The following is a 19,012-nucleotide window of genomic DNA, read 5'->3' on the forward strand; positions in this document are numbered from 1 at the left end:
TCTTATGTGAAAAGCGAGAAGTCATGCTTTCTCTTTCATTTTAACGAAAGCTTAACAAGAGAACAATTTAAAATTTCGACAAGATTGGTTTTGTAAACAAAAAGAAGACTCCTCATACGAGAAGCCTTCTTTTTTATTCATATTAAGACAATACTTTCATGACGTTCTTTACAGATTCAACAGAACGGTCAAGCTGACTTCTTTCTTCTTCTGTCAGCTCAAGCTCGATGATCTGCTCAAGGCCGTTTCCACCTACGATTGTTGGAACTCCAAGGTAAATGCCTTCGTAGCCATATTCACCTTCAAGGTATGCAATCGTCGGCATGACGCGGCGTTGATCTTTTAAGATCGCCTCAACCATTTCAACGAGTGAAGCAGCAGGTGCATAATACGCACTACCGTTACCTAATAGGTTGACGATTTCACCGCCGCCTTTTCTTGTTCTTTCAACAATTGCATCAATTCGCTCTTTAGGAATTAATGTTTCCAGCGGGATACCGCCTGCATAAGAGTAACGTACAAGAGGAACCATGTCGTCCCCATGTCCGCCAAGAACAAAGCCCGTCACATCTTTCACAGATAGGTTTAATTCTTGAGCAACGAACGTACGGAAACGTGCTGTATCAAGAATTCCTGATTGTCCGATGACTCTTTCTTTTGGTAATCCTGATTCTTTATAAACTGCATATGTCATTGCATCAACAGGGTTTGTTAACACAACAATGATCGCTTCTGGAGAATATTTAACGATTTCACGTGTCACACTGCGCATGATTTTTTCATTTGTTGACACGAGGTCGTCACGGCTCATTCCCGGCTTTCTTGCAATTCCTGCCGTAATGACCACGACATCAGAACCGGCTGTATCTTCGTAGTTAGAAGTTCCTGTAATATTCGCATCGAAGCCTTGAACAGGACTTGCTTCCAGCATGTCAAGTGCTTTCCCTTTTGTCGGGTTCTCAAGCTGAGGGATATCCACTAATACGACATCCGCTAATTCTTTTTGAGCTGTTAGAAATGCTGTAGTTGCTCCAGTAAAGCCTGCTCCGATGACAGATACTTTTTTACGCTTGTTTGCCATTTCCTTTTTCCCCTTTAACTTTAAAGTTTAAGAATCAAGACAAGTTTTTGATGAGCTCGTCAGCAAACTCAGAACATTTCACTTCTGTTGCACCGTCCATTAATCTAGCAAAATCGTACGTGACGACTTTAGATGCAATTGTTTTTTCAACAGATTGAATCACTAGATCAGCAGCTTCTTGCCATCCAAGGTGCTCAAGTAAAAGCACGCCTGATAGAAGAACAGAAGATGGATTCACTTTATCAAGACCAGCATATTTCGGTGCTGTTCCGTGAGTCGCTTCAAAAATAGCATGTCCTGTTTCGTAGTTGATATTTGCACCAGGTGCGATACCAATTCCACCAACTTGTGCTGCAAGTGCATCAGAGATGTAGTCTCCGTTTAAGTTCATTGTTGCGACAACATCGAACTCAGCTGGACGAGTTAAAATTTGTTGAAGGAAAATATCTGCAATGCTGTCTTTGACAATGATTTTGCCAGCAGCTTCTGCTTCACTTTGCGCTTTGTTTGCCGCATCTTTTCCATCTTGTTCTACAATACGATCATATTGTGCCCATGTAAAGACTTTGTCGCCAAACTCTTTTTCAGCCACTTCGTAGCCCCAGTTTTTGAAGGCTCCTTCTGTAAATTTCATGATGTTTCCTTTGTGAACAAGTGTCACAGATTTACGGCCTTGGTCAATCGCATATTGGATCGCTGCTCTGACAAGACGAGATGTTCCTTCTTCAGAAACTGGTTTGATTCCGATACCTGATGTTTCTGGGAAACGGATTTTATTCACACCTAATTCGTTTTTCAAGAAGTCGATTAACTTCTTCACTTCGTCTGATCCTTTTGCATACTCAATTCCTGCATAGATGTCTTCAGTGTTTTCACGGAAGATGACCATGTCTGTGTCTTCTGGACGTTTCACAGGAGATGGTACGCCTTGGAACCAGCGAACTGGACGTAAGCATGTGAATAAATCAAGCTCTTGTCTTAGTGCCACGTTCAATGAACGGATTCCTCCGCCAATTGGTGTTGTCAGTGGTCCTTTGATCGCGATTAAATATTCACGAATGTCTTCAAGTGTTTGCTCTGGAAGCCACTCGCCCGTTTTATTGTAAGCTTTTTCACCTGCATATACTTCTTTCCAAGTGATTTGCTTTTCACCTTTATATGCTTTTTCTACAGCTGCTTCAAGAACTCTTGATGCTGCTTTCCAAATGTCAGGACCGATTCCGTCCCCTTCGATAAACGGGATAATTGGATTATTTGGTACATTCAATACGCCGCCAGTAACTGTAATTTTTTCGCCTTGTGACAATGATATTACCTCCCAGGTTATGTAGTGAATATTTGAAACTTCCAAGCCTGATGTCTGCAAGCCAAGAAGTTTTTCACGTGATTCGTTTTTTGTTGATATGGAGGCTGATTGGTTTAGATGGATCAGCCTCCACTATTCTATAAACATTAGTCTCTTTCACTGATCGGAACAAACGTTTGAAGATCAGGTCCAATATAGTCAGCTCTTGGACGGATCAGACGGTTGTTGTCATATTGCTCTAAAATGTGAGCAATCCATCCAGAGAATCGGCTGATCACGAAAATTGGTGTAAACAAGTCATGATCAATCCCAAGACTGTGATAGACAGAAGCAGAATAAAAATCAACATTTGGTGGAAGATTTTTCTCTGATGTCACGATTTCCTCTGCGCGTACAGACATTTCATACCATTTTGGCTCGCCTGTGAGATTTGTTAAGCGCTGGCTCATTTCTTTTAAATGTTTTGCACGCGGGTCACCCTGGCGGTAAACGCGGTGGCCAAAGCCCATAATTTTCTCTTTCTTCTCTAGCTTACCATGAATATAGGAATCTACGTTTTCAACTTCGCCAATTTCTGAGAGCATCTTCATTACGCCTTCATTTGCGCCGCCATGAAGTGGTCCTTTCAATGCGCCGATAGCTGCTGTTACACCAGAGTAGATATCTGATAGTGTAGCAACACATACACGTGCTGTAAATGTCGATGCGTTTAATTCGTGATCCGCATGTAGAATGAGCGCTTTATCAATCGCTTCAATTTCTACTGGTGAAGGCTCTTCGCCGTTTAGCATATATAAGAAGTTTGCAGCATAGCTGTATTCTTCTTTTGGCTGTACAGGCTCAAGTCCCTTTCGAATACGTGAGAATGCAGCGACAAGTCCAGAAATTTTCGCTTGTAAGCGAATGGCTTTTCTGTAATTCGCTTCTTTGTCCATAATCTCTGATTCGTCATCAAGTAAACCTAATAAGGATACCGCTGTACGAATCGCAGACATTGGATGAACCCCATCCAGCGAATAAGATTTAAAGTGCTCAATGATCTCTTGCGGAATATGAGCATTTTCATTGAGCTGCTGCTTTAACTCGCTTAGCTCCTGCTCATTCGGCAGCTTTAAGTGCCATAACAGGTAGACAATTTCTTCGAAAGTCGCTTTTTCAGTTAAATCATCGATATTGTACCCTACATAAGTAAGAGTATCATCAATAATTGAGCTTACGGATGAAGTTGTTGCCACGATACCTTCAAGACCTCTTGTTGCTGTCATGTTCAATCTCCCCTTTTTAAAAAGATTCCCCTTCGTTGCAAAATTCTCGCTTTTTGAAAGCGCTATCCAACCAAAATAGGCTGGCAGGTTTAGAAAAGAAAATGCTTACATTTACCTATACGGTTAGAGCGCTTTTAGCCTCATATCTCGTGTTTGATCAATGAGTTCAAAATTAAGCCTATTCCCATTATAAACAATAATCAGACATTTGTTAAATGTTTAACTATAATTTTTTTTGATATTTTTTTTTCCAGCCTTCCGGTTCGGGCATGGAATAAAGGGATTTTGCTTCTTTTAATATATTTAATTATGTTTTTTTGCAAAAGCTCACGTCAGAAAAAATATCAAAAGAAAGTGGCATGAGCCACTCTCTTTTTAACCGCTGAAAAATTTCACTGCTTGCATCGCTAAATAGGCAATTCCAGCACCAATCAGCGGGCCAACAGCCACACCTTTGAATAAGCTGACTGCCAAAATCGTACCGAATACAAGTGCTGCTGTGATATGCGGATCGTTTTCGAGTAGCACAATGCCGTTTTTTGCAATTAATGCTACTAATATACCCGCTCCAAGAGCTATCCAAGCATAGGAAGATTTCATCGCTTCTCCAAGCTGTTTAAATCCAATGTCCCCTGTTGCGATCGGTACAAGCACAGCGATCGTGATGACCGTCACACCCCAATTAATACCTTTTGATTGCAGAACCGGGAATATTTTTTGATCCAGGCCAATCAGCTTAATGGCAATCAGCACAGAGACCGCTAAAATTAACGAATTGTTTTTTGCAATAAGTGCAATAACGAGTAAAAGAACCAAAAACAAATTTGCTTGAGTAAACATACGCCGCTCCTTTCTTTCTTTTTATTGCGACCTTTTCATATTACTAATCTTTTTGAATAAAATGAAGTATCGGACATGCTTGTTTTTTGGAGGGGATTGTGTGAATCACACGTATGTGGCCATTTTTTTGCGAAGTTTGATGATTTTCAGCATCGCCGTTTGTGCGGTTGTTTTTTTATATCAGTCTTTTCCGTTTTTATATCCATTTTGGATTGCATTTGCCGTGTCGTGTTTGATTCATCCAGCCGTATGCAAAATCGAAAACATGACCGGGATGCCAAGAGGTTTTGTTGTTATCATTGTGTTATTACTCTTTTTAGTGGTAGCAGCTGGATTCATGACACTTTTAGTGGCGGAAATCATTTCAGGAAGTGCTTATTTAGCAAAGGTACTGCCAGGTCATCTTGATCAAATGATTGGGATTGTGGAACGTTTTTTCACAGATCAGATTTTGCCTTTATATCATGATTTGACTGCTCAATTTAATACACTTCAAGCAGGTCAAAAGGAATCGATTTTAGGACAAATCCAAGCACTTGGTGACGAAGCAGCGGCAAAAATCGGGACTTTCCTTTCAAAAACTCTTGAATTCATTCCAGCTTTTTTAGGTCTTTTGCCTGATGCAGCAGCGACACTTTTATTTTCCGCACTAGCGACTTTTTTTATCACAAAAGATTGGTTTACATTAAAAAAATATGGTTCTCGTATCTTTCCCGCCAAATGGATGCTTCATACACGTGCCATTTTATCTGAAATCAAAAAAGCCATTTCTGGCTTTATGAAAGCCCAGCTTCTCCTTGTTGCCATGACCATTGGGATCGTGCTGATTGGACTTTTCATCTTAAAGGTCGAGCATGCGATCGTGATCGCTCTATGTATTGGTCTAGTTGATTTACTTCCTTACATCGGGAGTGGCACCGTTTTTCTTCCGTGGATCATTTACTCCACCATGACAGGAAATCTTTCACTCGCCATTGGACTGGGCATTTTGTATATTGTGGTGCTCATTCAAAGACAAATATCAGAGCCAAAAGTCTTAAGTAAATCAATTGGTCTTAATCCTTTAGCAACACTTGTGGCGCTGTTTGTCGGGTTAAAATGCTTTGGTTTTCTTGGACTTGCACTCGGTCCCGCTTCTCTTGTCGTTTGGCAGGCGTTTCGTAATGCAGGGGTTTTCAGAGACCTTTATCAGTACATTCGGTATGGTGCGCAAAAGTAAAAGAGACCTGATGCGAAGGTCTCTTTAGCGTATAATCGTATAGCGTTTGCGATTGGACATGTTTCTAAGCCAGCGCTCAAAGAGCGGTTTGATCCGTTTTCTTGTCATGGGAATGAGCAGAACAGCCCCAATCAGATCAGAAAGGAATCCAGGTATGAGCAGCAGCAAACCACCGATCAGAATGCAGAAGCCATCGACAATGGTGGCCCCTGGCATTTTGCCATATTGTAAATCTCGCTGCACTTTCTGAAATGCTTCTATTCCTTGTTTTCTTGCAAAGTAAGCACCTAGTGCACTTGTCAGCACAATGACTAGCATCGTTGGTAAAATACCAATGATGTTACTTGAGATTAAAAATAAACTAATTTCCACTGCTGGGAACAGAATCAATAATAGTAGAAAATATTTTTTCAACCATATCACCTCATGGGGTCTCTTTCATCGAAAGCTGTTTACTTTTTTTAGTGTAACATAAAAAAAGAGAGGAGTCAGACAACTCCCCTCGTGTATGATTTAAAGGACGCTTGCACGGCCTTTGTAGATCGCTCCGCGTGCTGGATCTACTGTAATCTCTTCGCCTTCTTTTAGAAGTGTTGTGGCACTGTCGAGACCAACAATGACTGGAATGCCAAGACTGAGCCCAACGACTGCTGCATGGCTTGTTAAACCGCCTTCTTCCGTGATAAGGGCAGACGCTTTTTCTAAAGCACCCATCATGTCACGATCTGTGCAGTTTGCGACAAGAATCGCACCATCGTACATTTTTTCCTCTGCTTCTTTTCCGCTTTGTGCAATAACAACCGGTCCAAATGCAGATTTGCGGCCAATTCCTTGACCCTTCGCAATGATGTCACCGACAACATACACTTTCATTAAGTTGGTTGTACCTGTTTCACCAACTGGCACACCAGCTGTAATCACGATTAAATCACCATGTCTTACATAGCCTGTTTCAATTGACTTTTCTACTGCATTCTCAAGCATTTCATCAGTAGATGTCGTTTTTGAACCGCTCTTTGCAAATACACCGAATACGAGTGAAAGTTTTCTTGCCACTGATTCGTTTGCTGTGACTGCTACGATTGGTGCTTTTGGTCTATATTTTGAAATCATTCTCGCTGTATGACCGCTCTCAGTAGGTGTCACAATTGCCGCCACATCAAGCTTCATAGCTGTGTGCGCAACAGATTGACCGATCGCATCTGTAATGCTGACTTCTACTTCTTCGCTTCTGCGAGAAAGGATCGCTTTATAGTTAAGTGCTTCCTCTGAACGTGAGGCAATGTTGTGCATCGTTTGCACAGCTTCAACTGGATATGTTCCTGCTGCTGTTTCACCAGATAGCATGATCGCATCTGTACCATCAAAAATAGCATTTGCCACATCACTTGCTTCTGCACGAGTTGGACGCGGGTTACGCTGCATGCTATCCAGCATTTGAGTTGCTGTGATGACAGGCTTGCCTAAACGGTTGCATTTTTTGATTAGCATTTTTTGAACAAGTGGTACTTCTTCTGCCGGAATCTCTACACCAAGATCTCCACGCGCGACCATCAGTCCATCTGATACCTCAAGGATTTCATCGATGTTATCAACGCCCTCTTGGTTTTCAATCTTCGGAATGATTTGAATGTCAGCTGCGTTGTTCTTTTCAAGCAGCTCACGAATCTCAAGAACATCAGAAGCTCGTCTTACAAAAGAAGCTGCGATGAAATCGACACCTTGTTCAATTCCAAACAGAATATCATTGGCATCCTTTTCTGTAATACCCGGCAAGTTCACACTCACACCTGGTACGTTGACACCTTTTTTGTTTTTCAGTGTACCTGTATTCATCACTTTTGTGACGATTTCTTTTCGGTCCTTATTTAATTCTTTTACTTCTAGACCAATCAGACCATCATCTAATAAAATGGTTGAGCCCACTTCTACATCATGAATTAAATCTTCGTACGTCACACTGATTTTTTCAGTGTTTCCCACAATGTCTTCCATACTCACGATAAGATCAGCACCAGCAACTAACTCAATTGAGCCGTTTTCAACTGTACGTGTACGGATCTCTGGACCTTTTGTATCAAGAAGGATCGCAATGTCCTTGCCTAAAGTTTTACCTGCTTTGCGAATGTTTTCAATACGTGCACCATGCTCTTCAAAATCTCCATGAGAGAAGTTTAGTCTGGCTACATTCATTCCTGCTTCAATCAATTCAGTCAGCTTTTCAATGCTTTCACTTGCTGGACCGATTGTACAAACGATTTTTGTCTTTCTCATTACTGTTCCTCCTAAGGTCTTCTCGTTTTATATAGAGAGCTCTTGTGAAAGTCGGTACATATTTTGATCGACTGTATGCTTTTTATCTAAGATGTCTAAAATATCGTGATGAACGAGTTCGTTGCTTTGAATGCCTACACAGCGTCCGCCTCTTCCTTCAAGAAGAAGTTCTACTGCATACGCTCCTAAGCGACTTGCGAGCACTCGGTCAAACGCACTTGGAGAACCTCCACGCTGAATATGTCCTAAGACAGATACACGCGTTTCAAGGCTTGTCTCCTCTTCAATTCTCTTACCAAATTCGACACCGCTGCCTACGCCTTCTGCGACGATGATGATACTGTGTTTCTTGCCGCGCTCATGTCCTCTTCTCAATCTGGCAATAATTTCGTCCATGTCATAGTCTGCTTCAGGAATCAAAATCGATTCAGCTCCGCCTGCAAGACCTGACCAAAGGGCAATATCCCCTGCATGTCTTCCCATTACTTCCACTACGTATGTACGTTCATGAGATGTGGCTGTATCACGAATTTTATCAATGGCATCAATGACTGTATTTAGTGCTGTATCAAAGCCAATAGTGAAATCAGTACCAGGAATGTCATTGTCAATCGTGCCAGGGACACCTACACATGGAAAACCGAGCTCTGTTAATTTCTTCGCTCCCATGAATGAGCCATCTCCACCGATAACAACAAGTCCTTCAATACCGAATTTTTTTAAGTTCTCAATCCCTTTTTCACGACCTTCAACTGTCTTGAATTCAGGACATCTTGCCGTGTAAAGTTTTGTTCCCCCGCGATGAATGATATCGCCTACTGAACCTATTTCGAGTTTCTCAATTTTACCGTTAATTAGACCTGAATATCCATTATAAATACCGTAAACTTCTACATTATGGTAAATTGCTTTCCTTACAACTGCGCGCACAGCTGCATTCATTCCTGGGGAATCCCCACCGCTCGTTAAAACTCCTATACGCTTCATCTTTTTCACCTCAGAGACCATATATGAATTAAACATACCATTTCCACTGCTTGAAAACAATCATGAGCAAAACCGGATGTTTTCAATACGAATTTCTAAAACCGTACTTATTATACAATTAAATAAAATGTTTTTAAACAAAAGTTAAGAAAGTCATGAAAGCACTTTGTTCAAAAAACAGTTGATTCAAGTGCTCTAAACCTTGTCAAATCAACGTTTTCAGACGTTTCAAATTTTATGAAAACAAAAGAAAATTATTTTCAAATAGCGCTTACATCAGATCGTTTTGATGAAAAAAGACGAAAAAAATAAACGCCAGCCAAAAGGCTGTACGTTTATTTAGTTTACCCCAATATATTGATTTTCAATCGATACTTTGCCGATTGCTTTGTATTTTTGATATCTTTGTTCGACTAATTCTTCAGGCGATTGTTTGAGCAAAGATGTAAGTGACTGTTTTAATGTTTTTTCAATGTAGGCTGCTTGTTGTTTCACGTCTCGGTGTGCTCCACCTTGCACTTCTTTAATAACATCATCTATAATATCTAATTCTTTTAGGTCTGGAGCGGTAATTTTCATTGATTCTGCAGCTTTTTTTGCAAGTGATGAGTCCTTCCAGAGCAGTGCTGCTGCACCTTCAGGTGAAATCACTGAATATGTTGAGTTCTCTAGCATAAATAGGTGGTTTCCTACGCCTAAGCCTAGTGCTCCGCCACTTCCGCCTTCTCCAATGACAATACAGACAACCGGTACACGAAGTCCTGCCATTTCGAAAAGGTTTTTCGCAATTGCTTCACTTTGCCCACGTTCTTCAGCTGCTTTACCAGGATAAGCTCCTTTTGTATCAATAAAGCAAATGATTGGACGATTAAATTTATCTGCTTGTTTCATCAAGCGTAATGCTTTACGGTAACCTTCTGGATGTGGCATCCCGAAATTACGGCGCAAGTTTTCTTTTGTGTCTTTTCCGCGCTGATGACCAATGACTGTGACAGGAAGTCCTTTAAACGTGGCAATTCCTCCAACGATGGCTTCATCGTCTCCATAAAAACGATCACCGTGACATTCGAAAAAGTGATCAAACAGCTCTTGAATGTAATCGAGAGTTGTTGGGCGCATCGCATGACGAGCAATTTGTACTCTGTCCCACGGCTTTAAATTTGTATAAATGTCTGTTTCAAGCTTACTCAGACGCGTTTCAAGGCGCTCAATTTCCGCACTTAAATCCATCTCTGAGTTTTGTGTGAACTTTTTCAATTCATCAATTTTCGCTCGAAGTTCAATGACAGGTTTTTCAAATTCTAGTTCTCCAGCCACTCTCGTTCACCTCCTGTGCTGTGTAATGCTAAGATTTGGCCTAATGTTTCTTTCATTTCTGCACGGTGAATCACAGCATCTAGCTGACCATGCTTCATTAAAAATTCAGCCGTTTGGAAGTCCTCTGGTAGGTCTTCACGAATGGTTTGTTCAATGATTCTGCGACCAGCAAAACCAATTAATGCACCAGGCTCAGCAAAGTTGTAATCACCGAGAGACGCAAAACTAGCTGATACACCACCAGTTGTCGGATTGGTCATCACAGAGATAATCAGACCTTGATCCTCGCTGAACAGCTTTAATGCTGAACTTGTTTTTGCCATCTGCATTAGACTAAGAATCCCCTCTTGCATTCTTGCTCCTCCAGATGCAGTGAAGATGATAAATGGCACCTTGTCCGCTTTTGCTTTCTCAATAGCTAGTGTAATCTTTTCACCAACAACTGAGCCCATGCTGCCCATACGGAACGTGGCATCCATGACAGCAATGACAGCACTTTGACCTTTAATTTCACCTTTTCCTGTTACGATGGCTTCATTCAAAGATGTTTTTTCTCTGTCTTTCTGAAGCTTTTCTTCGTAGCCTGGGAAACCGAGCGGGTTCTCAGAAATGAGGTGACCGTTAAATTCTTCAAATGTGCCTTCGTCTACAAGGCTTTCAATACGTTGTTTTGCATTCATTTGCAAATGTCTGCCGCAATTCATGCAAACACGTAAATTTTTATCTAGTTCTTTGGTGAGCATTATTTTTTTACATTGCGGACATTTAGTCATGATGCCTTCAGGCACATCTTGACTTGCCTGTTCAGAGGGTACAGATGCATATTTTTTCTTTTTACTGAAAATATTCTTGATTGACAAATGACTACCTCCCTTTTTGAAGGGTTTTTTCTTTACACGCACATCCACTATTATAGGACATGTCATAACTGTACCGAAACTATTGTACTTTTTTTGTCAAACGCTGTCATCCTTCATTCAATTTTTTCAGTGGGGAATTGATGAGAAATGAGTATAGGTTTGGGGCGCTGAGTAGTTGGTATATGTGAATTGTGAACGTCTACAAAAAAATCTCATTTAGGATGAAAAAAATTTCGTGAAAGAGAGGAAATGGTGCACGTTTTTCCTCCAAATTCAGAAAAAACGTGCACACTTTTCCAATTCGATTACTCGCCGATAATCGTTAATTTTCTTGTTTTTTCTGCAACAGCTTCTGGGTCTACTTTGATTCTTGAAACGCCCGTTTCCATTGCTGCTTTTGCCACTGCTTTGGCTACCGCTGGCGCTACTCGTGCATCAAATGGCGCAGGAATAACGTATTCCGCTGACAATTCTTCATCTGATACAAGGGAAGCAATCGCTTCAACAGCTGCAATTTTCATTTCTTCGTTAATGTGTGTCGCACGTACATCAAGCGCTCCGCGGAAAATACCAGGGAATGCAAGGACGTTGTTCACTTGGTTCGGGAAGTCAGAACGGCCAGTTCCTACAACACTTGCACCTGCTGCATGTGCATCTTCTGGCATGATCTCTGGGTTTGGATTCGCCATTGCGAAGATGACAGGATCTTTTGCCATTTTCCCAACCATTTCTTTAGTTAAAGCACCTGCTACTGAAACGCCGATAAAGACATCTGCGCCTTCAATCACTTCTTCTAAAGAACCTTCTTTACGATCTTGGTTCGTGAATTTAGCTACTTCATTTTTCACTGCATTCATACCATTCGGACGGCCTTCATAAATAGCGCCTTTTGTATCACACATGATGATATCACGTACACCGAAATGATAAAGAAGTTTGATAATCGCAATTCCTGCTGCTCCAGCGCCGTTTGCAACCACTTTAATTGAAGACATTGATTTTCCAGACAGCTTCAGTGCATTCACAAGTCCTGCCACTGTTACAATCGCTGTCCCGTGCTGATCATCGTGGAAAACAGGAATGTTTGTCTCTTTTTTCAAACGCTCTTCAATGATAAAGCAGTTTGGTGCTGCAATATCTTCAAGGTTCACGCCGCCAAACGTCGGCTCAAGAAGCTTCACTGTTTCAACGATTTTGTCTACATCGTTTGTTGCAAGTGCGATTGGGAATGCATCAACACCTGCAAAGCTTTTGAATAATACAGCTTTTCCTTCCATTACTGGAAGAGATGCTTCTGCCCCAATGTTTCCAAGCCCTAACACAGCACTTCCGTCTGTGACAACAGCAACCATATTGCCTTTCATTGTATAATCATACACTTTGCTTGTGTCGTCATAAATATCTTTACATGGCTCTGCCACACCTGGTGAGTAAGCCAAGCTCAAGTCTTTCGCATTTTTCACTTGTACCTTTGATTTTGATTCGAGTTTGCCTTGATTCTCTTTGTGCATATGTAATGCTTCTTCTCTTAATGACATGTGATGAACACTCCTTCAAGTGGAAAATGATTTAATGAATTGCTAAGTTGATAAGCACATACTTGGCAGTTTAAATACACAGAATCTTTAAAATGATAACACAATAGGTGAAATTGTAAAACATATTCAGACGATTTGTCATCATTTAATCACAACGTTTTGTTCACCTAGCAGCTCTTTTAACTGGAAAATGACCGCATGATCTGCATGAACTTTGTATGCATCTGGAAGTCTCATCGTCTTTTTTTGCTTTTCATAATACAAATAGACATCTGCTTCTCCCCTGTGCATGGAGATTACTCGCTTCACTTGTTCTAGCAGCTCCTGCGTATGGTTCTCTTCTTTGACTCGAATGTAGACAGATTCTTTTCTTTTAGAGCCCATCTCTTCCAGTAGAACAGCTTCTTGTACGATGATTTGACTGCTCTCATTTCTGACATCTATTCTGCCTTCAACATAAAGCATTGCGCCCTCCTCAAGTAAGGGGGACAGCTTTCTAAATTGCTCTGGAAAGACGACACCTTCCATTTCTCCCGTTTCATCCCCGAATGTGACAAATGCCATCGATTGTCCATTTTTTGTCCGAATCGATTTCACCTTTGTCAAAAGACCACCCATTGAGATCTTTCGCTTTATATAGGAAGAAAGTCTGATGATTTCCACTGCACCATTCTCTCTCAAACGATCTCGATACGCTTGTACTGGGTGATTTGATAAATATAACCCGAGTGCTTCTTTCTCAAATTGCAAGAGATCGACAAGCGGCATTTCTTCTATCTCCGCATATTTTGGCTTAATGGAGAACGTTGTATCCCCAAGAAAGTCCAATTGATCCTCAGGTGTTAAAAATGACACATGGTCTAACGCAATATCTATCGATGCTAATAACGAAGCACGATTTGGATGAAGCTCATCCATTGCCCCTGAGAAAATGAGGGCTTCAATCGTTTTTCGGTTGACACTCTTTGTTGATACCCTTGCGCAAAAATCAAATAAATCTTCAAATGGCTTTTCCTGTCTTGCTCTGTATATATCCTTTACAGCTGACACTCCGACATTTTTGATCGCTCTTAAGCTGTAGCGGATCTCCCCTTTTTCAACCGTGAATGGAAATTCGCTCTTATTAATAGAAGGCTTCAACACAGATATCCCTTTTTCCTTTGCCTCATAGAAATATTGAGCCACTTTGTCTTCATTTCCAATCACACTCGTTAAAAGACCGCACATAAAATATAACGGATAATGCGCTTTTAAATAAGCAAGCTGAAAGCCGATCATGCTATATGCAACAGCATGGCTTCTATTAAAACCATAGTTTGCAAATTTGACGATTAGGTCATAAACGTCATTTGCAATGTTAACAGGATACTCCTTTTTTAGGCATCCTTCAACAAAATGGCTTCGCTCTTCATCAAGCACCTTTTTATCCTTCTTTGAAACGGCTCTTCTTAGTAAATCAGCCTCGCCCAGCTTAAAGCCTGCCATCTTTGCTGCAATCAGCATGATTTGCTCCTGATAGACGATGACCCCATATGTATCCTTTAAGATGTCATACAAATCTGGATGCGGGTAGGAGACTTTCACTCTGCCATGCTTTCGGTCGATAAAGAGCGGGATATTCTCCATCGGCCCCGGGCGGTATAAGGCATTGACAGCCACGATATCTTCTAGACTAGAAGGTTTCAGTCGTCTCAGCACCTGACGCATACCTTGTGATTCGAGCTGGAAAATCCCCGTTGTATCTCCCGCTGATAACAAATCAAACGTTTTCTGATCTTCATATGAAATGTCACTAAAGTTAATGTGGACGTTTTCCTGTCTTTCAATCTGGTTTTTAATGGATTCAATTAATGTTAAGTTTCTCAAACCTAAAAAATCCATTTTTAAAAGACCGAGATCTTCTAAATAATTCATCGCATATTGTGTCAAATACACTCCATCATGGCCTTCTTGAATAGGCACGACTTGTGTGAGCGGCTCCTCACTTAGGACAACGCCGGCTGCATGTGTTGATGTATGTCTTGGTAATCCTTCTACCTTTAAAGCGGTTTGAAACACTCTTTGCAGCTCTTCAGATTGCTGGAGCAGTGTTTTTAATTCTGAGGAGACTGTCACCGCTTCTTTCAGTGTCGTCCCTGGCTTTGATGGGATGAGCTTTGCAAGGCGGTCTGCTGCTTTTGAATCAATTCCCATCACACGTCCGACATCTCTTAAAGCTGCCTTTGCGGCAAGTGTTCCAAACGTGACAATTTGCGCCACATGCATATCCCCATATTTGTCTTTTACATATGAAATGATTTCATCTCTTCTCGTGTCAGGGAAATCGATATCTATATCCGGCATGCTGATTCGTTCAGGATTTAAAAAACGCTCAAATAAAAGCCCGTGACGAATCGGATCGACATCTGTAATAAACAGAACATACGCAACTAAAGAGCCTGCTGCTGATCCCCGGCCAGGACCTGTGACAATGCCATGATCATGAGCATACTTCATAAAATCCCACACAATGAGGAAATAATCACTGAAATTCATTTTTTGAATGATGCTCAGCTCATACTCAAGCCTTTTGATATATGTGTCATTTGAAGCAATCTGTCTTCGTTTCATGCCTTCTTGGCACACTCTTCGTAAAAACTGATCAGCTGTTGATTGATCAGGCGTCGGATAAGTTGGCAGTTTCGTCTGACCAAGATTTAAATCGACCTCACAGCGGTTTGCAATCTCAACCGTTCTTGCCAGCAATTCTGGATCATCACCAAACCACTTCATCATTTCTTCGGTCGATCTGAAATGCTTGTCTCCTTGGTCTTCCTCTATTTCTGATAACTGCTGGCCTGCTTTAATGGCCTTTAAACATGTATATGCGGTTTTGTCCTCTTGATGGATATAGTGGACGTCACCTGTTGCCACAAGCGGGATGTTCGCCCTTTTTGAGAGTTCCCTGAGCTTATGAGACAGCTCTTCGTCCTGCTGAAACGGCTGAACGGCTAAATACACATGTTCCTCACCAAAAAGATCTTTTAAATGGCTCGCTGCATCCCTTGCTTCATCTAGCTGATCATGTTGCAGCAGCGTTTCAATATAGCCGGATACGCCTGGTGTGATGGCAATAAGGCCATGATGATAGGCTTTCAGCCATTTCTCTTTCAGGCCGGTTTTTGACTTTGATTTCAAGACACTGCTAATTTTGATCAAGTTTTGATAGCCTTCATTGTTTTTGGCAAGGAGGATCAAAGGATAAGCCTCTGTCTCTTGTTCATCTATGAAGACAGAAGCTGTTAAACCGATAATCGGCTTGATGCCATGTGTTTTACATTCCTTATAAAATTCAACCGTTCCATACATCACATGGTCATCGGTAAGAGCAAGCGCTTGATAGCCAAATTCTTTCGCCTTTAATACGAGCTCCTTGACCTTCGCTGCACTGCTCAATAAGCTGTATCCACTGTGGACCTGAAGATGAACATAGGACATGCTTAATCCACTCCTTTCGTCTAAATTCATTCTTTCATTATAAAACGCGATGCGGTGAGAAACAAATGTTCTTTCTTTTCCGCTCGTTCATACTTGTCCAGCATTCGCCATATATTGAATAGAGTGAGGTGGGAAAAATGGATGTGAAGGAAGCCTTTATTCCAAACTTTATTAGCTGTTATTTTATCGCACTAGGGGTTATTTTGGGCGGTGCTATTATAGGCGGGGTAGGTGCATATTTATCTGGTCAGCCACCGCTATCAATTATTTCAAGTCTTGCCAACCGCTTAAAAATTTGGGCACTTGTTGCGGCAATCGGTGGAACTTTTGATGCGGTCTATAGTTTTGAAAGAGGGATTTTCGAAGGGAACACACGTGATATTTTCAAGCAGATCTTGCTCATTATCTCTGCTATGGGCGGTGCGCAAACGGGGTATCTCCTGATTACGTGGCTCACTCAGGAGCATGTGTCATCATGAGGGTGCCTGAGCTGTATAAACGTCCAGGCTGGCAGCGTTTTTTTGCTGGGATGATGTTCGGCGCAGTTATCAGCTGGCTGATTTTTCTCTTTACGTACGGCACCTTTCAGGAGAAACAAGTGACACTGCTCAGAAGCCAGCAGCACCATATGGACAGTCTGAAAGAACAAATCACACTCTATCGGGAAGATTTGCATAAATTAAATGAAGACAATAAGCAGCGTCTGCTTATTCAGAGCGTAGACGTTCACCTCGTCAACCGTGAGCAGTACAAAATCCCGGAGCCAGATACCTTGAAATTTGAAGATCAGGTGAAAGAGGATATCTCAGAGGTGATCACAAAGGATATTGAAAGTGTCTATAAAACAAAAGAGCTCTTAAAACGGACCGTGGAAAATAAAGAATATACGATTAGAGAAAAGGCATACCGCGCCAAAGTCACAGAGCTGACCATCTATACAAAACTTTCGCTTGAAGTGCGTATTTCCTTTGCTGAATAATAGATGATGTGGAATTTTTATGAATTTCTGCACTCAATGATCGCTTTTCACTTGTTATTTTTATACACTAAAAGAAGAACGAGATGATCAAAGAAAGAGGTGAGAACAATGGAGGTTTACAGCTATCGTCAAATGGCACGAGACAAAGCAAGCCGGATTAAAGACGGCATGTGTGCTTATGCTGAGACAGAAATGATGGCCCATTTAATTAAAAAAGAATTAAAGCATCAAAATCTCCAAGCCTATGAAGATTCAACTGACATCGGCTGCTGGTTTATCCCTGTATCCAAGTAACCCTTTTCTCAAAGCTCAAAAAAGAGAGGGGGACTTGAAGCCCCTCTCTCACGATGATGATTTACATACTTCTTCTAAATCACGCAAAATCTCATCTGCTACGGCCCAATCATAAATGGACGCACCGGCTGCAAGCGGGTGGCCGCCTCCATGATATTTTTTCGCAATGGTGTTAATGACAATGCCTTTTGAGCGGAATCTCACACGAATCTGATCGTTCTCTTCCACAAAAAAGACCCATGCCTTAATCCCTGCAATATTTCCAAGTGTCCCAACAAGCTGTGAGGCTTGCTGCGCTGTTGTTTGGAATGACTCCAAAATGTCACGTTTAATAAAAACAGAAGCTACGCCATTCTCTGATAAAGAGATATGTTGAAAAATATAGCCATTTAATTTCACGACATTCAAATCTGTCTCATACAATTGATTGAAAAGGTCTGATGATGAAAACGGATATTCGATGAGTTCACCCGCATATTTGAGTGTCTTTTTCGTTGTGTTTGGGAAAAGGAAACGGCCTGTGTCTCCTACAATGCCGGCATAAATGAGTTCTGCCGCCTTTGTATTCAGCTGATATCCTTCTTCTTTCCCCTCTAAATACAGCTCATAAATCATTTCACTAACAGAGCTTGCTTCTGTATCAACCCAAAGCAAATCACCATACGGATCTTCATTCGGATGATGATCAATTTTCATCAGCTTATCGCCCATTGAATAACGCTGATCATCAATTCTTGCTTGATTCGCAGTGTCACAGACAATGACAAGGGCACCTTTGTACACTTCATCCGGCACGTCATCTAATTCATATAAAAATGAAAGGGATGGCTCAGGGGTTCCTGTCGCATAAATATTTTTTTCTGGATAGGTGGCACGCAAGATTTCCGTAAGGCCGCACTGTGATCCATATGCGTCTGGATCAGGTCTTACATGTCTATGAATGATGATGGTGTCATATAATGATATGGTTCTAATCAGTTCTTTTTTCATAAATACTCCTTCTTATGCGATACTCTTTTTATTATTAAATCATAATCTACCCAGACAGAAAAGTGAGGAATAGACAATTTATTCTAGTAAGCAAGCCTATTTACGTTTAAAATAGGGTTGTAACCACTTACAATGGAGGCTTGGCACATGCTTGTTTTGATTGTGTTTATTATTTGTTCTGCCATGTTTTATTTATACTACAAAGCAAAGAATGTCCGTACGAACCGGCCGGTCGAAAAGAAATTCTGGTCTGCCAAATCAAGTATGGCACTTGGCTGCTTTGTCCTGCTCTTCGGTGTGAATCAATTATTTTTAAACCGCTCGTCACTCGCATTTGTCATTGGGTTTGTTTTTGTTGCAGTTGGTATCGGCAGTACATGGGCCGGATATAAAGCCTATAAGCACTATCTTCCGCTCTTTTTAAAGGAAGGCGAAAAAGACCACGCATAATAGAAAAAGGGCTAAAATGAACTTGATTTTAGCCCTTTTTCTTCTTTTCAGCGTGATAGAAAACCTTTGCAGACTAGGAAGGACGAGTACTGGAGCGGAGCGAATGTCACATTCGTGACGACCAGCACGCAGGAC

Annotated in this window: 17 protein-coding genes; 5 read left to right on the forward strand and 12 right to left on the reverse strand. The window is 41.3% G+C overall.

Features of this window, described 5'->3' with window-relative positions:
* Positions 1 to 142: 142 nt before the first annotated feature.
* The 4 genes from mdh to ACSBQP_RS17440 form a co-directional block, all read right to left on the reverse strand.
* Complete coding sequence (mdh, locus tag ACSBQP_RS17425; RefSeq protein ID WP_008346058.1) at positions 143 to 1,081, reverse strand: malate dehydrogenase; 939 nt, start codon at positions 1,079 to 1,081, stop codon at positions 143 to 145.
* Positions 1,082 to 1,115: 34 nt separating this feature from the next.
* The gene (gene icd / locus ACSBQP_RS17430; RefSeq protein WP_008346060.1) at positions 1,116 to 2,387 is read right to left on the reverse strand and encodes an NADP-dependent isocitrate dehydrogenase; all 1,272 of its coding nucleotides are present in this window, start codon (positions 2,385 to 2,387) and stop codon (positions 1,116 to 1,118) included.
* A gap of 146 nt (positions 2,388 to 2,533) precedes the next feature.
* Positions 2,534 to 3,652 (reverse strand): citrate synthase, encoded by a 1,119-nt coding sequence (citZ, locus tag ACSBQP_RS17435; RefSeq protein WP_008346063.1) that lies wholly within the window; start codon positions 3,650 to 3,652, stop codon positions 2,534 to 2,536.
* A 375-nt stretch (positions 3,653 to 4,027) separates the two neighbouring features.
* On the reverse strand, positions 4,028 to 4,492 hold the full coding sequence (locus ACSBQP_RS17440) for a DUF441 domain-containing protein (RefSeq protein WP_007501699.1): 465 nt from the start codon (positions 4,490 to 4,492) through the stop codon (positions 4,028 to 4,030).
* A gap of 100 nt (positions 4,493 to 4,592) precedes the next feature.
* Between ACSBQP_RS17440 and ytvI the strand changes: the two genes are divergently transcribed.
* Positions 4,593 to 5,711 (forward strand): sporulation integral membrane protein YtvI, encoded by a 1,119-nt coding sequence (gene ytvI / locus ACSBQP_RS17445; RefSeq protein WP_217816497.1) that lies wholly within the window; start codon positions 4,593 to 4,595, stop codon positions 5,709 to 5,711.
* A gap of 24 nt (positions 5,712 to 5,735) precedes the next feature.
* On the opposite strand, the gene ACSBQP_RS17450 is transcribed toward ytvI, so the two are convergent.
* From ACSBQP_RS17450 to dnaE, 7 genes are all read right to left on the reverse strand, one after another.
* Positions 5,736 to 6,125: an FxsA family protein gene (locus ACSBQP_RS17450; RefSeq protein WP_007501703.1), complete on the reverse strand. Its 390-nt coding sequence runs from the start codon at positions 6,123 to 6,125 to the stop codon at positions 5,736 to 5,738.
* Positions 6,126 to 6,224: 99 nt separating this feature from the next.
* Positions 6,225 to 7,985, reverse strand: coding sequence for a pyruvate kinase (gene pyk / locus ACSBQP_RS17455; protein ID WP_008346071.1), 1,761 nt, complete (start codon positions 7,983 to 7,985; stop codon positions 6,225 to 6,227).
* A gap of 27 nt (positions 7,986 to 8,012) precedes the next feature.
* Positions 8,013 to 8,972: a 6-phosphofructokinase gene (gene pfkA / locus ACSBQP_RS17460; protein WP_017358271.1), complete on the reverse strand. Its 960-nt coding sequence runs from the start codon at positions 8,970 to 8,972 to the stop codon at positions 8,013 to 8,015.
* A 339-nt stretch (positions 8,973 to 9,311) separates the two neighbouring features.
* The gene (accA, locus tag ACSBQP_RS17465; RefSeq protein WP_017358272.1) at positions 9,312 to 10,289 is read right to left on the reverse strand and encodes an acetyl-CoA carboxylase carboxyl transferase subunit alpha; all 978 of its coding nucleotides are present in this window, start codon (positions 10,287 to 10,289) and stop codon (positions 9,312 to 9,314) included.
* Positions 10,274 to 11,149, reverse strand: coding sequence for an acetyl-CoA carboxylase, carboxyltransferase subunit beta (gene accD / locus ACSBQP_RS17470; RefSeq protein WP_008346077.1), 876 nt, complete (start codon positions 11,147 to 11,149; stop codon positions 10,274 to 10,276). The genes accA and accD overlap by 16 nt, the downstream gene beginning before the upstream one ends.
* A 305-nt stretch (positions 11,150 to 11,454) precedes the next feature.
* On the reverse strand, positions 11,455 to 12,687 hold the full coding sequence (locus ACSBQP_RS17475; protein WP_007501712.1) for an NAD(P)-dependent malic enzyme: 1,233 nt from the start codon (positions 12,685 to 12,687) through the stop codon (positions 11,455 to 11,457).
* 141 nt (positions 12,688 to 12,828) lie between these two features.
* Positions 12,829 to 16,164, reverse strand: a complete 3,336-nt coding sequence (gene dnaE / locus ACSBQP_RS17480) for a DNA polymerase III subunit alpha (protein ID WP_435028672.1) — start codon at positions 16,162 to 16,164, stop codon at positions 12,829 to 12,831.
* A 137-nt stretch (positions 16,165 to 16,301) separates the two neighbouring features.
* Between dnaE and ACSBQP_RS17485 the strand changes: the two genes are divergently transcribed.
* From ACSBQP_RS17485 to ACSBQP_RS17495, 3 genes are all read left to right on the forward strand, one after another.
* A complete protein-coding gene (locus tag ACSBQP_RS17485; RefSeq protein WP_007501717.1) occupies positions 16,302 to 16,643 on the forward strand; it encodes a YtrH family sporulation protein in 342 nt (113 codons plus the stop codon).
* Entirely contained in the window at positions 16,640 to 17,143 is a 504-nt protein-coding gene (gene ytrI / locus ACSBQP_RS17490; RefSeq protein ID WP_025207775.1) for a sporulation membrane protein YtrI, read from the forward strand. The genes ACSBQP_RS17485 and ytrI overlap by 4 nt, the downstream gene beginning before the upstream one ends.
* A gap of 108 nt (positions 17,144 to 17,251) precedes the next feature.
* Positions 17,252 to 17,437: a hypothetical protein gene (locus ACSBQP_RS17495; protein WP_008346082.1), complete on the forward strand. Its 186-nt coding sequence runs from the start codon at positions 17,252 to 17,254 to the stop codon at positions 17,435 to 17,437.
* A gap of 48 nt (positions 17,438 to 17,485) precedes the next feature.
* On the opposite strand, the gene ACSBQP_RS17500 is transcribed toward ACSBQP_RS17495, so the two are convergent.
* A complete protein-coding gene (locus ACSBQP_RS17500; RefSeq protein WP_435028673.1) occupies positions 17,486 to 18,427 on the reverse strand; it encodes a DHH family phosphoesterase in 942 nt (313 codons plus the stop codon).
* A 147-nt stretch (positions 18,428 to 18,574) separates the two neighbouring features.
* Between ACSBQP_RS17500 and ACSBQP_RS17505 the strand changes: the two genes are divergently transcribed.
* The gene (locus ACSBQP_RS17505) at positions 18,575 to 18,877 is read left to right on the forward strand and encodes a YtpI family protein (RefSeq protein ID WP_008343164.1); all 303 of its coding nucleotides are present in this window, start codon (positions 18,575 to 18,577) and stop codon (positions 18,875 to 18,877) included.
* Positions 18,878 to 19,012 lie beyond the last annotated feature (135 nt).

Source organism: Bacillus sp. G402, assembly GCF_051172515.1.
Classification (GTDB): domain Bacteria; phylum Bacillota; class Bacilli; order Bacillales; family Bacillaceae; genus Bacillus; species Bacillus altitudinis.

Coding starts and splice junctions, on each gene's coding strand:
- ACSBQP_RS17505 (WP_008343164.1), top strand. CDS start 18,575: ATGCTTGTTTTGATTGTGTTTATTATTTGTTCTGCCATGTTTTATTTA.
- ytrI (WP_025207775.1), top strand. CDS start 16,640: ATGAGGGTGCCTGAGCTGTATAAACGTCCAGGCTGGCAGCGTTTTTTT.
- ACSBQP_RS17495 (WP_008346082.1), top strand. CDS start 17,252: ATGGAGGTTTACAGCTATCGTCAAATGGCACGAGACAAAGCAAGCCGG.
- citZ (WP_008346063.1), bottom strand. CDS start 3,652: ATGACAGCAACAAGAGGTCTTGAAGGTATCGTGGCAACAACTTCATCC.
- ACSBQP_RS17485 (WP_007501717.1), top strand. CDS start 16,302: ATGGATGTGAAGGAAGCCTTTATTCCAAACTTTATTAGCTGTTATTTT.
- ACSBQP_RS17475 (WP_007501712.1), bottom strand. CDS start 12,687: ATGTCATTAAGAGAAGAAGCATTACATATGCACAAAGAGAATCAAGGC.
- pfkA (WP_017358271.1), bottom strand. CDS start 8,972: ATGAAGCGTATAGGAGTTTTAACGAGCGGTGGGGATTCCCCAGGAATG.
- pyk (WP_008346071.1), bottom strand. CDS start 7,985: ATGAGAAAGACAAAAATCGTTTGTACAATCGGTCCAGCAAGTGAAAGC.
- ACSBQP_RS17500 (WP_435028673.1), bottom strand. CDS start 18,427: ATGAAAAAAGAACTGATTAGAACCATATCATTATATGACACCATCATC.
- ACSBQP_RS17440 (WP_007501699.1), bottom strand. CDS start 4,492: ATGTTTACTCAAGCAAATTTGTTTTTGGTTCTTTTACTCGTTATTGCA.
- mdh (WP_008346058.1), bottom strand. CDS start 1,081: ATGGCAAACAAGCGTAAAAAAGTATCTGTCATCGGAGCAGGCTTTACT.
- dnaE (WP_435028672.1), bottom strand. CDS start 16,164: ATGTCCTATGTTCATCTTCAGGTCCACAGTGGATACAGCTTATTGAGC.